Here is a 13,636-nt window from a genome sequence, read left to right on the forward strand (position 1 = left end):
GATCATAATAAGATAGCGGGTCGGATGCGGCGGCGGAAGCAGCCTCAGAACGCTTCCGCCGCCAGTTCCATGATGGTGGCGCAGCCGGACTGGATGCGCGCGAGATTGGCAGCCGTCTCCGGCAGCATCCGCTCCATGAAGAAACGGCCGGTGACGAGCTTGGTCGACAGATAGGGCGTGGCCCCACTCTCAGCAATCTTGGCCTGGGTAACTTTCGCCATCCGCGCCCACATGTAGCCGAGCGCGACGAAGCCGAACAGATGCAAGTAGTCGGTCGCGGCAGCACCGGCGTTGTCCGGCTTCATCATCGCATTCTGCATCAGCCAGGTGGTGGCCTGCTGGAGATGGCCGAGCGCGGTCGAGAGCGGCGCGACGTAAGGCTTCAGGGCCTCGTCGCCGCCATTCTCCTTGGCGAACGCCATCACCTCGCCGAAGAACGCCATGATGGCGCGGCCGCCGTCGCGCGGCAGCTTGCGGCCGACGAGGTCGAGCGCCTGGATGCCGTTGGCGCCTTCATAGATCATGGCGATGCGGGCATCACGCACGAACTGCTCCATGCCCTGCTCGGCGATGTAGCCGTGACCGCCGTACATCTGCTGCGCCTGCACCGCGTTGGCGAAGCCGTAATCGGTGAGGAAACCCTTCAGCACCGGCGTCATCAGGCCCATGTGATCGTCGGCGGCCTGACGGTCCTTGGGATCCTCGGAGCGATGGGCGACGTCGCTCTTCAGCGCGGTCCAGATCACGAAGGCGCGCGCGGCCTCGTTGAAGGCGCGGATGGAGAGCAGCGTGCGGCGCACGTCGGGATGCACGATGATCGGATCGGCCGGCTTGTCCGGCGCCTTGACGCCAGTCAGCGAACGGCCCTGGATGCGCTCGCGTGCATAGGCGACGGCGTTCTGATAGGCGACCTCGGACTGCGCGAGGCCCTGCACGGCGACGCCGAGGCGGGCCTCGTTCATCATCACGAACATGCCCTGCATGCCCTTGTTCTCTTCGCCGATCAGCCAGCCGGTGGCGTTGTCGTAGTTCATCACACAGGTGGAATTGCCGTGGATGCCCATCTTGTGCTCGATCGAGCCGCAGACCACGCCGTTGCGGGCGCCTACCGAACCGTCGGCATTGACCAGGAATTTCGGCACCACGAACAGCGAGACACCCTTGATGCCGGCCGGCGCGCCCTCGATGCGGGCGAGCACGAGGTGGATGATGTTGTCGGCGAGATCGTGCTCGCCGGCCGAGATGAATATCTTGGTGCCGGTAATCTTGAAGCTGCCGTCGGCCTGGCGCACCGCCTTGGTGCGGAGCATGCCGAGGTCGGTGCCGCAATGCGGCTCGGTGAGGTTCATGGTGCCGGTCCACTCGCCCGCCACCATCTTCGGCACGTAGGTCTTCTTCTGCTCGGGCGTACCGTGCACCAGCAGTGCCGCGGTCGCGCCCATGGTGAGGCCGCCATACATCGAAAACGCCATGTTGGCGGAGATCTGGAATTCGTTGACGGCCTGGCTTAGCGTCACCGGCAGACCCTGGCCGCCGAATTCCTGCGGCGCAGAGAGACCGAGCCAGCCGCCCTCGGCGACCTGCTTGAAAGCGTCCTTGAAACCCTTCGGCGTGGTCACGCTGCCGTCATCGGCGCGCTTGCAGCCTTCGAGATCGCCGACGCGGTTGAGCGGCTGCAGCACCTCTTCGGCAAGCTTTGCAGCCTCGCCCAGGATCGCCTCGCGCACGTCGCTCGAGGCGTCGCTAAAACCCGGCAGGTTGTCATAGCGATCGATCTGAAAGACGTCGTTGAGCAGGAAGTTCACGTCTTCGACGGGGGCTTTATAGATCGGCATGGCGTTCTCCCGGCATGGGCCTTGAAGTGGTGGAATTCTTTGGATGCCCTGCGGCGCAGTGCTTGCCCGCGAGCTTAGCGGGTTCTGCAACCTCAGGGCAGCGTCATGATTGAGCGGCGAGCTGCTCCGCCATCAGGCGATGCAGCATGTTGATGGCCTTGAGCGGACGCACCATCACCTTGAAATGGGTGATGCGGCCGTCAGTGTCGAAGCTGATGATGTCGACGCCGTTGATCTCGATGCCGTCGATCACATTCTTGAATTCGAGCACGGCGCCGCTCTCGCTCTTCCACTCGCCGACATAGGTGAAGCCGGGGCCGCCGAGGACCTTTTCAGCGCTCGAGAGATATTTGAAGGTGATGTCGCGCCCCCGCTGCGGCGTGTGCACGACAGGACTTTCGAAGACGGCGTCAGGATGGAGCAGGTCCCAGAGCGCGGCGCGATCATGGGACTTCATGTAGCCGTACCAGGAATCGAGGCCGGTCATTGTCAGGGTGCCTCCCTTGATAGAGCGCCTTGGCAAAAAGCTTGAAAACAACCCCATGCAAAGTAGCGCGAAGGCCGACGCCGGCGGGCAACCGGCCTGCCGTCATATGCACATTGACGCATATGCGCCGATGTGCATAAAGTCAAGTCAATTGGTCGGGACCTCTTAACGGAGCCGTGTCATGGCGCTGGGCGACGCAATCCTCGCATGCCTGACGGAACGTCCGATGACGGGCTACGAGCTCGCCAAGACGTTCGACTCCTCGATCGGCTTCTTCTGGAAGGCCGACCACCAGCAGATCTATCGCGAGCTCTCCAAGCTGCGCGACCGCGGCTACATCCAGGGCCGCGAGGTCGTACAATCCGGCAAGCCCAACAAGCTGGTTTATACGCTCACTCCCGAAGGCAGAACAGCGCTGCGGCACTGGGCCGCCCGGCCGAGCACGCCGCCCTCGATCAAGGACGACCTCCTGGTGCGGCTGCATGCGCTCGACAGCATCGACATCGAGCCCATGCGCACCGACCTGATGGCCCGGCTCGAGCATCACCGCGACCGTCACGCCAATTACGAGCGGATCCTCAAGAAGCGCTTTCCGGACGGTACAGCATCGGGGAGGCTTGACCTGGGTAACCTGCTGCTGCTCCGCCTCGGCGCGCGGCACGAGCAGATGGTGGCCGACTTCTGCGAAGAGACACTCGAGGCGCTCTCGGCGATGAGCGGCAAGAGCACGGTGGTGCCGCTCGAGGATCCGAAGCGCGAGGGGAAGGGCTGAGCTCGCTCCGTACGTCATGCCCGGGCTCGATCCGGCCATCCACGACCTTTCGCGCGGCACCGAGGAACGTGGATGCCCGGGACAAGCCCGGGCATGACGAGCCTCTGGCATGGCGCCCGCCTTCTCTCTCCACTGTCATCGCCCGCGAAGGCGGGCGATCCAGTATTCCAGAGACAGCGACGAATACGGAAAAGCTGCGGCGTACCGGATGCCCCGCTTTCGCGGGGCATGACACCGGTGAATGTGGCGAGCGGAAGCGAGTCGCAACGAGCCGCCCGGCTCCCTGCGGCCCAGTTCCCCGCCGCCCAACTTTAAGACAGCGGGCCTGCGTTCCTTAACCCGTTATTTACCGTAACAGAGAAAAGTCGGTTTTCGAGACAGACGACCCGCGCAGAATTCGATTGTCTTCGCAACCGGCGCGCGTGGGAGGCTGGAGGCGCCGGGTGGGGCGCCGGAGTCGGAACCGGACAGAAGTCATGAATTCGCGCGTATCGTGGAGTGTTGACGGCATCGATCCATCCGTCAGGGAGCGGGCCGAAGCCGCTGCGCGGCGCGCCGGCATGTCACTCAACGATTGGCTGAACTCCACGCTCGGCGATTCTGCCCCGCCAAACTTTCGCGGACCTTATGATCAGCGAGCGCAAGCGCCGAGCCAAGCACCGAATCAGGAAAGCCGCGAGGTCGCCGACATCCACCAGCGGCTGGATGCGATCACGCAGCAGATCGAACGGATTTCAAAGCCCGCGCCGCGCCAGGACGTCTCGCGCGAGCAGGGCGTTGCGCGGCAGTTGAACGATGCGATCTCGCGCCTCGATGCGCGGCTGTCGCAAATCTCGCGGCCACAGCAGCCTCAACCTCAGACGCAGCAGCCTCAACCGTCGCGGCCGGCACCTGTCGAGACGCGCCAGCGCCAGGCCGACACGGTCGAACGCGCGGCCGCACAGGTTTATCGCAGCTCGCCACCCCTGAGCCCCGCCTCCTTCGACGTCGCAGTCGCGGAGATCACTGCGCGCCAGAGCGAGCTCGACGGCTTTGTGCCGCGGCAAATGCCGCCGCGTGCCGTGCCCTCGATTGCGCCCGCCCCCGCCTCCATTGCGCCGATGGCGCCGCCTCCGCCCGCCTATGCCCCGCCGCCACCGCCGTCGGGCCCGGACTTCTCCGCGCTCGAACGCCACCTGCTCAAGATCACCAGCCAGATCGAGGCGCTGCAGCGTCCCGATCACATCGAGCAGTCGATCACCGCGTTCCGCAACGAGCTTACGGAGATCCGCCACGCCATCACCGAGGCGATGCCGCGCCGTGCGATCGAATCGATCGAGAACGAGATCCGCTCGCTGCATCGTCGCATCGACGAGACGCGCTCGACCAGTTCCGACGGCCAGGCGCTCGCCGGCGTCGAACACGCGCTGTCCGAGATCAAGCAGGTGCTGCGCACGCTGACGCCCGCCGAGCAGCTTACCGGCTATGACGAGGCGATCCGCAATCTCGGCGCCAAGCTCGACCTGATCCTGCGCGCCAATGACGATCCCACCACCGTGCGGCAGCTCGAGGACGCGATCTCGGCGCTGCGCGCCATCGTCTCCAACGTCGCCTCCAACGAAGCGCTGGCACGGCTCTCTGACGACGTGCAGCTCTTGTCGTCCAAGGTCGAGCAGATCACCCGCGCCTCCGGCCCGGGCGACAGTTTTGCGGTGCTGGAGCAGCGCATCGCCGCGCTGACCGCCGCGCTGGAAACGCGCGAGCGGCCGGTCGCACACGAAGGCACCGAGCATCTGGAAGCCGCGATCCGCGCGCTGTCGGACCGTTTCGACCGCATGCAGGTCGGCAATGACTCCGCCTCGACCTTCGCGCATCTCGAACAGCGAGTCTCGTACCTCCTGGAGCGGATCGAGGCCGCGTCCGATCCGCGCGGCGGCGACTTAAGCCGCGTCGAGGACGGGCTGCATGACATCCTGCGGCACCTGGAACGGCAGCAGGCGACCTACGCCGCGCTCGCCGAGAGCCGCAGCTCGGTACCGCCGTCCGACTCCGGCGTGGTCGACCTCGTCAAGCAAGAGCTCTCCGACATCCGCTTCAGCCAGGCCGAGACCAACCGGCACACCCAGGATTCGCTCGAGGCCGTGCACAGCACGCTCGGCCATGTCGTCGACCGCCTCGCCATGATCGAGGGCGATCTGCGTGCGGTGCGCGCCGCACCGCCGGCGCCGCAGCCGGTGCCGATGGCGGCTCCGATGCCAACGGCCGCTCCGATCGAGCCCGCGCCGATGGCGCGCGAGCCGCGGCCGCAGCCACAACAACCGAAATCCGATCCGAAGCCCGAGCTGCCGAACCCGGCCGCCGCGCAAGCGGCGCACGCCGCCTTCGTGGCCGCGCCGCGCGAATTCCACGCTGCCGCGCCGGCCGCGCCGCCGCCGGTGCCGATGGCGGCGCCGATTCCACCGCGCGCGATCAGCGAGATCCTGGAGCCGCACACGGCGCCCGCGCGCGCCGCGATCGCGCCGGAATTGCCACCGGATCATCCACTCGAGCCGGGCACGCGTCCGGGCGGACGCGCTGCCACGCCCTCGGAGCGCATTGCCGCCTCCGAGAGCGCGATCAGCGAAATCCCCGCCGCGCCGAAGGAGCCGGTGTCGTCGTCGAGCTTCATCGCGGCCGCACGCCGCGCCGCGCAGGCCGCTGCCGCGCAGCCCGAGAAGCCCACCCGCGGCACCAAGGCAGCCACCGCGGGCCGCGCCAAGGGCGAGGGCAAGGAGGGCGGTTCGACGATCACCTCGAAGATCCGCTCGCTGCTGGTCGGCGCGAGCGTGGTCGTGATCGTGCTCGGCACCTTCAAGATGGCGATGAACCTCCTGGAAGGCGGCAGCGCGCCCGCGCCGCAGGCGATGGAGAATACGTCGAGCGAGCCCGCGCCGCAGGCCCCGCCGCCGCCCGCCCAGAGCAAGCCCGCCGCGCCCGAGCAGATCACGCCGTCGATGACGTCGCCGACGCCGATCGGCCGGCAGTCGCAGAACAATGCCGCGCCGGCGCCCGGCCCGAGCGCGGGCAGTACGGCTTCGGTCGAAATTCCGCCCGCCCCCGCCGCGCCACCACCCCCGCCCGCGGCGAGCAGCGACGTCACCGGCGCGCTTTCGGGCGGAAGCCGCGCGAAGCTCGGCCTGGTCCAGGTGCCGCCGAGTGAGAAGCTGCCTGACGGCATCGCCGGCCCGATGCTGCGCACGGCCGCGATGAAGGGCGATGCGACCGCGGCCTACGAGATCGGGTTGCGCTTTGCTGAAGGCAAGGGCATCGCGACGAATTACGACGAAGCCGCCAAATGGTACGACCGCGCCGCGCAGGCCGGCGTGGTGCCCGCCACGTTCCGCCTCGGTACGCTCTACGAGAAGGGCCTCGGCGTGAAGAAGGACGCCGACATCGCCCGCCGCTACTACACCCAGGCTGCTGAGCGCGGCAACGCCAAGGCGATGCACAATCTCGCGGTGCTCGACGCCGATGGCGGCGGCCGCGGCGCCAACTACAAGAGCGCGGCACAGTGGTTCCGCAAGGCGGCCGATCGCGGCGTTGCCGACAGCCAGTACAACCTCGGCATCCTCTACGCCCGCGGCATTGGCGTCGAGCAGAACCTCGCCGAGTCCTTCAAATGGTTCAGCCTCGCAGCCGCTCAGGGAGATGCGGACGCGGCGAGCAAGCGCGACGACGTGGCAAAACGCCTCGACCCGCAGTCGCTCGCGGCGGCCAAGCTCGCGATCCAGACTTTCAGCGCCGAGCCGCAGCCCGACGACGCCGTTAACGTCGTGACGCCCGCGGGCGGCTGGGACAGCGCGCCGCAGGGAAGCGCAAAGCCCGCGCCGAAGCCGGTCGCAACCAGGCGCTCGGCCTCCGCCGCGCATTAGAGCATGATGAGATTGAAAGCGCCGGTGGGGGTCACCTCTCCCGTAGGGAGAGGTCGGATCGCATCGTAAGATGCGATCCGGGTGAGGGGTTACTGTCTCGCTGAGCGTCGCGGCCCCTCACCCGGATTGCTTCGCAATCCGACCTCTCCCCGCTGGGGAGAGGTGGTTGGAGTCCTCGGCTCGCACCGAGTCAACCAAATCTCGCCCTCTCCTATCCCGCTCATTCACCACACTTCCTGACCTGCCCGCGGCCAAAAATGCCGCGGGCGGATCGATTCATGGTCCCGTACGGCTGCGAATTCGGCTATTGAGGGACGCGGCAATCGTTCCGCCCTCCCGCGAGCATTCCGCGAAATCGATCCGTCTCGCCGGAGCTTGGGTCCGATGCAGCTTTACCTCCCGATCGCCGATCTTCCGGTCAATGTCTTCCTGGTGCTGGCGATGGGCGCCGCGGTCGGCTTCGTCTCCGGCATGTTCGGGATCGGCGGCGGCTTCCTGATGACGCCGCTGTTGATCTTCATCGGCATCACGCCGGCGGTCGCGGTCGCATCGGTCGCGAGCCACATCGCCGCCTCGTCGTTTTCCGGCGCGATCTCCTATTGGCGGCGGCGCGCGATCGATCCGGCACTTGCGACCGTGTTGTTATGCGGCGGCGTGACCGGCACCGCTCTCGGCGTGTGGACCTTCACCCAGCTGCGCGCGCTCGGCCAGCTCGACCTGATGATCGCGCTGTCCTACGTCGTGCTGCTGACGACGGTCGGCAGCCTGATGTTCTCGGAGGGCCTGCGCGCCTTGATGCGGACGCGGCGCGGCACCGTGCCGCCGCGACGGACCCACAACTGGATCCACGGCCTGCCGCTGAAGATGCGGTTCAAGCGTTCGAAGATCTATCTGTCGGTGATCCCGGTGGTGATCGTCGGCGTCGTGATCGGCTTCATCGGCGCCATCATGGGTATCGGCGGCGGCTTCATCCTGGTGCCGATCATGATCTATCTGCTGAGGGTACCGACCTCGACGGTGATCGGGACCTCGATGATCCTCACTCTCGTCACCATGCTGGTCGCGACCATGCTGCATGCGGTGACCAATCACCTGGTGGATGCCGTGCTGGCGCTGATCCTGATGGTCGGCGGCGTCACCGGCGCGCAGTTCGGCGCCCGTGCCGGCCAGCGCATCCGCGGCGAACAGCTGCGCCTGCTGCTCGGCCTCCTGATCCTCTCCGTCGGCATCCGCTTCGCCGTCGAACTCGTGATCCGGCCCGAGGATCTCTTCACCATCCGCGAGTTGGGGGTGAACGGATGATACGTGCGCTGATCGCCGCTCTTCTCGTTTTGCTGCTCGGCTCCGCCGCGCGGGCCGAACGGCTGATCGTGTCGGTCTCCAACCACCGCGTCACGGTGACGCCGAACTATTCCGGCGAGGAGCTGGTGCTGTTCGGCTCGGTCGAGAAGGACGCCTCCACGCCGGCCGACCGCGCCGCCTATGATCTCGTGGTGACGGTGATCGGCCCGCGCGCCGATATGGTGACGCGCCGCAAGGAACGCACCTTCGGCATCTGGATCAACACCGACTACCGGCAGTTTTTGCAGGTACCGAGCTATCTCGCGCTGTTCGCCAACCGCCCGTTCGACCAGATCACCTCGCCTGAGATCGCGCGGCGGCAGCAGATCGGGCTCAACAACGTGCGCTTGATGCAGCGAGTCAGCGGCGACTATGCCGACGTGGTGCCGAATGACGCGTTCCGCTCGGCCTTCATCCGCCTGCGCACGCAGCGCGGCCTCTATCGCGAGGACGCGAGCGCGGTGACGTTCCTGACGCCGACGCTGTTCCGTACCGGCATCCCGTTGCCCGCGGAGGTGCCGATCGGGACGTATGAGGTCGAGATCAAGCTGTTCGCGAACGGCGCGTTCATCGGCAAGACGGAAACCGCCTTCGAGATCGTCAAGGTCGGCTTCGAGCAGTTCGTCGCGACGAGCGCACGGCAGAATGGGCTCATCTATGGCCTCGCCACAGCGGCGATGGCGCTGATGACGGGATGGATGGCGTCGATCGTGTTTCGGAAGGATTGAAGGGCGGAGGCAAGCTTCCCCCGCATCGTCATTCCACATTGCGCGATTGCGCAATGGGGGCGCGCGAAGCGCGAACCCGGAATCCATCGATCAACGGATTTGGTGGCGCGATGGATTCCGGGCCCGACGCTTCGCGTCGCCCCGGAATGACAGCTTGCATCACGGCGCCTCAACCACCGTCGGCACTCCCGGCTCCAGCAAGCGCAACCGCGGGCCGAAGCCGAGGACGTCAAAGGTCTTGCGCAAATCCTCGCCGTCCTGGCGGAAATGCGCCCAGCCTTCGGTATGCAGCGGCACGATCATCGCATCGGGAAAGGCGCGCGCGGTCTCGATGGTGTCGTTGGTGTCCATGGTGAGATGGAACGGGCCGCGCGTTTGCGCAGCGCCGGCGAACGGCAGCACGACGCCGCACTTGAAGCGCCGCGCGACCTCGGCGACGCCGTCGAACCAGGTCGTGTCGCCGCTGATATAGACCGCCCGGGTGTCCTTCCGGCTCGACGACACCACGAAGCCGATGACGTCGCCCGACAGCGGCTCGATGCCGGCCGGGCCGTGGCGTGCGGGCGTAGCCGTAATCGTCAGCATGTTGCCGTCGCCATCCCTGAGGTGCGCGGTGCTCCATGGCGCAAGGCCCTCGACATGGCCGCCGAGCCGCTTGGCGGCGGCCTCCGTCGTCAGCACGCGCTTCACCTTGAAGAGAAGCTCGCGGCCGGAATTGTCGAGATTGTCCGAGTGCTGGTCGTGGCTGAGCAGCACCGCATCGACCGGGCCGATCGCATCGGGCTTCAGCGCGGGCCCGATCGTCTTCTCCAGCTTCACATGCGGTAGTTGGTAGGCGCCGGGCGCATCGAAGGTCGGATCGGTCAGGAGGCGAAAGCCGTCGATCTCGATCAGCGCGGTCGGGCCGCCGATCAGCGTGATGGAAATGGGCATGATGAACTCTCCTTAACCTGCCGACTTCGCGGCCGGACGCGTCACCAGATAAATGCCGAGTGCGACCGGAATGATCCCAAGGAGGTCGCGGGCCTCGACGTGCTCGCCGAGTACCAGGAAGGCGAACAGCATGCCCAGCGGCGGCATCAGGAAATGATACGCGCTCGCAGCGGTGGCGCCGCACACTTTCAGGAGATGGAACCAGAGCCAATAGGCCATGATCGAGCCACCGAGAACGAGGAACGCAAAGGCGCCGATCAGGCTGGGCGTATAGTCGATCGCATGGACGTCGGCGAAGGTGAGCGCGACCGGCGTGAGCACGATGCCGGCTGAGAGATTCTGGATGCCGTTGCCGATCCACAAGGAACCCTTCGGCGCGAACAGCTTGAACAGAATGGTGCCGGCGACGATGGAGGCGAGCGAGGCCAGCGTGAAGACGATGCCGTGCAAAGAGTCAGTACCGACCGACAGGCGGTGCCAGACGATCAGGGTGACGCCGATCACACCGAGCAGCAAGCCGCTGGCCTTGCGCCAGGTCATGCCCTCGCCGAGGAGCAGAGCGGCGAGCGCGGCGGTGAACACCGGGTTGGCCGAGACAATCAATCCGCCGAGACCGGCGGAGACGGATTGCAGGCCGGTGTAGCCGAGGCCGAGATAGAGCGCGTTGTTGGCGATGCCGAGCACGGTGAAGATCGCGGCATCGCGCCAGGACAGCGACCAGCGATCACCGCGGATGAGCGTGGCACCGAGGATCAGGATGCCGGCGAACGAGAAGCGTGCAGCGAGCAGGATCAGCGGCGGGCAATGGGTGACGCCGATCTTGCCGGCGACGAAGGCGTAGCTCCAGAGCAGGCAGAACAGGCCAATATAGAGCGGCAGCGCGTTGAAGCGGCTGCGGGGAACCGAAATCGATGGGGCGAGCGACATGAGCATTCTCCAGAGCCCTCGATCTAGGGACCCGGCTTGTCATTTGGAAATTAAATGATTAACTTCGGATCAGTGGATTTTCGAATGGTGACGTCCATGCTTGATCTGGAGCTCCTGCGCAGCTTCGTCTCTGTGGTCGAGGCCGGCGGCTTCACCCGCGCCGGCGAGCGCGTTCACCGCACGCAATCGACGGTCAGCCAGCAGATCAAGCGGCTGGAGGAGGATGTCGGCCAGGTGCTCTTGCACCGCGACGGCAAGGACGTGCGCCCGACCGAAGCCGGCGAGCGGCTGCTGTCCTATGCGCGGCGGCTGCTCTCGCTCGCCGAGGAGGCGCGCGACGTGCTGCGCCAACCGGATGGCGAAGGCGCAATTCGCCTAGGCATTCCCGAAGATTTTGCCGCCTACCGGCTGGCGAAACTGCTGGGCGCATTCTCGCGCTCGCATCCGGGCCTGCGGCTGGATGTGCGCGCCGACCAGAGCAAGAACCTGTCCCGCGACCTCGAACGCGGCGAGCTCGACCTTGCGCTGTACAAGCGCGAGGCCGGCGAGAAGGGCGCGATTGCAGTGTGGCCGGAGCGGGTGCATTGGGTCACCAGCAAGAGCCATCCGATTCACGCTGATGTCGCCTCCGTGCCGCTGATCGGCTTTCCGCTCGGCTGCCTCTACCGCGCCGGCGCCATCCACGCGCTCGAAAGCGCAGGGCGGCCCTGGCACATGGCCTATACGTCGTCGAGCCTCGCCGGCATCCAGGCCGCGGTCGCCGCGGGCATGGGACTGAGCATTCTCTCGGAGATGGCGATCCAGTCCGACCACCGCGTGCTCACGGCGAAGGACGGCTTTGCACCGATCAACCGGACTGAGGTCGCACTGATGGCTTCGCCCGGTGCGAGCTCCGCAACGCTGCGGCTCGCGGATCGGCTCGCCGAGTTCTGCGATAACGTGCAGGCGAAGGCAGCATAGTTGCTGCAACGATCGTGATCTTCTGAAGCGTAGCGATCTGCCGCAACGCTAAAGGTACGCTCCCTCCCCGGGGGGTGCCCCACGGGGACTCTCTCGATTCGCGCGAGCACCGGTTCGCCCGCCGAACACACAGCTTTTCCTGGGCCACCCCCCTCCCCTGCCCTCCCCCGCAAGGGGGGAGGGAGTGCAGTGTGCGTATAGCAAGAGCGCTCCGCTCAAGCGTGATCGTAGAGCCTGTGAAGCTATTGGATCTGCGGAGATTGGCCGGCAGGGAAATGGCGAGTTGAGTTGATCCGAGGGCTGTGACGAGGCGGACTGTGGGTGCCACTATGGTTTGGCGAGATGGTGGCCCTGCAGGATGTTGTTGGTGAGCGCGTACCAGAGGACGACGGCGCGGACCTTTTCGATACCGCGGACGGTCAATTGCCGCAGGTCCCAGTTGCGCCAGCGGGCATGTATGCATTCGCAGATCGTACGGGCTCGGTACTGAGCTTTGCCGTCTTCGCTGGCCATGCGAGCACGCCAGGCCAACACGCCCGGACCGTCGCCATGCCGGGGCAAATAAGGATCGACACCGCTCCTGGACTGCGTTGGTGGACAGTAGATGTCGATGCCTTCGCTATGCGCCCACTCGATATCCTCGGCGCTGCAGAAACCGCCATCGACGAGGTGGCGGCGGGGAAAGCGGCCCAGCAGTGATCGCGTTCGTTCCAGCATCGGCCGCATCAGGCCGCGATCCGATCCATTGTTGTCGACGTCGACCGTGACCACGATCAGCTCGCCCGCCGCGCTGGCCACCTGCACGTTGTAGGCTGGACGAAAGCCGGCATCCGCCATCTTCATCACCCGCGCCTGCGGGTCGGTGGTGGAGGCCCGCGCCTCCTTCGGCTTTTTGCCATTGCCGCCCTTCTCGTCGAGCTGCTTTCGCTTGCGCTTGATCTCGGCCAGCGCCGCTTGCGCCGCCTGCACCCGCTCGCTGCGTTCGCGCGCCGCGCGCTCCCTCGCGGCCCGAATGCGCCGATTGCTGGCTTCCGGATCCGCATCGACCTCGCGCTTGAGCTCCTCCACCACAGCCTGGGCCTGCGCCATCTGCCGATCCAGCGTCGCCTCCCGCCGGAACGATCCGGTCCCCGCATTGGCCCGTATCCGCACCCCGTCCTGGGTCAACTTCTCCAGATCGACCAGCCCCGCCTTGCTCAGCGCCGCCAGATGCTCGCTCAGCAGGCGGTCGAGCAGGTCGGCACAGCCGACCCGGAAGTCCGACAGCGTGTGATAGTTCATCGACACTCCGCCACATAGCCAGCGATAGACGTCATGGCTCTCGCAGAGGCGGTCCAGCGCACGCGCGCTGCCCACGCCATCGCTCGTGGCGTAAAGCCAAAGCGCCAGCAGCAGTCGTGGCGATGGCGGCGGATGACCGGGCGTATTCTCCCGCGCCTTGACCCGATCCTCAAGCTCGCTCAGGTCCAGCCCCTCAACATAGGCCCAGATCACGCGCGCCGGATGCTCTTGCCCGATCAGGCTCTCGATATCCACGGCACGCAGTTCGATCTGGTCACGCATCGGCTCGCGCAGCCGCGGCGCTCCAACCGGCTCTGCACCTGCTCGCGGCTTCGCCTGTTCCGGCAGCTCTCCAAATAGCTCTTCGTCAGCCATCATCCCCTCCGCCGAATCAAGGCACACAGAGAATCACGACGGCCTTGATCTCCGCTACATCCGCCCAGCCGAAATGAAAGATTCACAGCCTCGTAGGGTGGGTTAGC

General features: G+C 66.2%; 10 protein-coding genes. 5 read left to right on the top strand and 5 right to left on the bottom strand.

Features of this window, described 5'->3' with window-relative positions:
* Positions 1–44: 44 nt before the first annotated feature.
* Positions 45–1,835 (bottom strand): acyl-CoA dehydrogenase C-terminal domain-containing protein, encoded by a 1,791-nt coding sequence (locus tag AYJ54_RS05370; protein ID WP_063697137.1) that lies wholly within the window; start codon positions 1,833–1,835, stop codon positions 45–47.
* 103 nt (positions 1,836–1,938) lie between these two features.
* Entirely contained in the window at positions 1,939–2,322 is a 384-nt protein-coding gene (locus AYJ54_RS05375; RefSeq protein ID WP_063697139.1) for a nuclear transport factor 2 family protein, read from the bottom strand.
* 181 nt (positions 2,323–2,503) lie between these two features.
* On the opposite strand from AYJ54_RS05375, the gene AYJ54_RS05380 reads away from it, so the two are divergent.
* The 4 genes from AYJ54_RS05380 (at position 2,504) to AYJ54_RS05395 (ending at position 9,053) form a co-directional block, all read left to right on the top strand.
* Positions 2,504–3,094: a PadR family transcriptional regulator gene (locus AYJ54_RS05380; protein WP_063697140.1), complete on the top strand. Its 591-nt coding sequence runs from the start codon at positions 2,504–2,506 to the stop codon at positions 3,092–3,094.
* 476 nt (positions 3,095–3,570) lie between these two features.
* Positions 3,571–6,984: an SEL1-like repeat protein gene (locus AYJ54_RS05385; protein WP_063697142.1), complete on the top strand. Its 3,414-nt coding sequence runs from the start codon at positions 3,571–3,573 to the stop codon at positions 6,982–6,984.
* A gap of 384 nt (positions 6,985–7,368) precedes the next feature.
* Positions 7,369–8,286 (top strand): sulfite exporter TauE/SafE family protein, encoded by a 918-nt coding sequence (locus AYJ54_RS05390; RefSeq protein ID WP_063697143.1) that lies wholly within the window; start codon positions 7,369–7,371, stop codon positions 8,284–8,286.
* Positions 8,283–9,053 (top strand): TIGR02186 family protein, encoded by a 771-nt coding sequence (locus tag AYJ54_RS05395; RefSeq protein WP_063697145.1) that lies wholly within the window; start codon positions 8,283–8,285, stop codon positions 9,051–9,053. The genes AYJ54_RS05390 and AYJ54_RS05395 overlap by 4 nt, the downstream gene beginning before the upstream one ends.
* A 159-nt stretch (positions 9,054–9,212) precedes the next feature.
* Here the strand turns inward: AYJ54_RS05395 and AYJ54_RS05400 are convergent, their stop codons facing one another.
* Positions 9,213–9,986: an MBL fold metallo-hydrolase gene (locus AYJ54_RS05400; RefSeq protein ID WP_063697147.1), complete on the bottom strand. Its 774-nt coding sequence runs from the start codon at positions 9,984–9,986 to the stop codon at positions 9,213–9,215.
* A 12-nt stretch (positions 9,987–9,998) separates the two neighbouring features.
* Entirely contained in the window at positions 9,999–10,913 is a 915-nt protein-coding gene (locus AYJ54_RS05405; protein ID WP_063697158.1) for a DMT family transporter, read from the bottom strand.
* Between the two features lie 96 nt (positions 10,914–11,009).
* Here AYJ54_RS05405 and AYJ54_RS05410 point away from each other — a divergent pair, with 96 nt between their 5' ends.
* On the top strand, positions 11,010–11,873 hold the full coding sequence (locus tag AYJ54_RS05410; protein WP_063697160.1) for a LysR family transcriptional regulator: 864 nt from the start codon (positions 11,010–11,012) through the stop codon (positions 11,871–11,873).
* A 327-nt stretch (positions 11,874–12,200) separates the two neighbouring features.
* Here the strand turns inward: AYJ54_RS05410 and AYJ54_RS05415 are convergent, their stop codons facing one another.
* Positions 12,201–13,532, bottom strand: coding sequence for an IS1182-like element ISBrsp8 family transposase (locus tag AYJ54_RS05415; RefSeq protein WP_076611642.1), 1,332 nt, complete (start codon positions 13,530–13,532; stop codon positions 12,201–12,203).
* Between the last annotated feature and the right edge of the window lie 104 nt (positions 13,533–13,636).

The sequence above is a fragment of the Bradyrhizobium centrolobii genome, from assembly GCF_001641635.1.
Classification (GTDB): Bacteria; Pseudomonadota; Alphaproteobacteria; order Rhizobiales; family Xanthobacteraceae; genus Bradyrhizobium; species Bradyrhizobium centrolobii.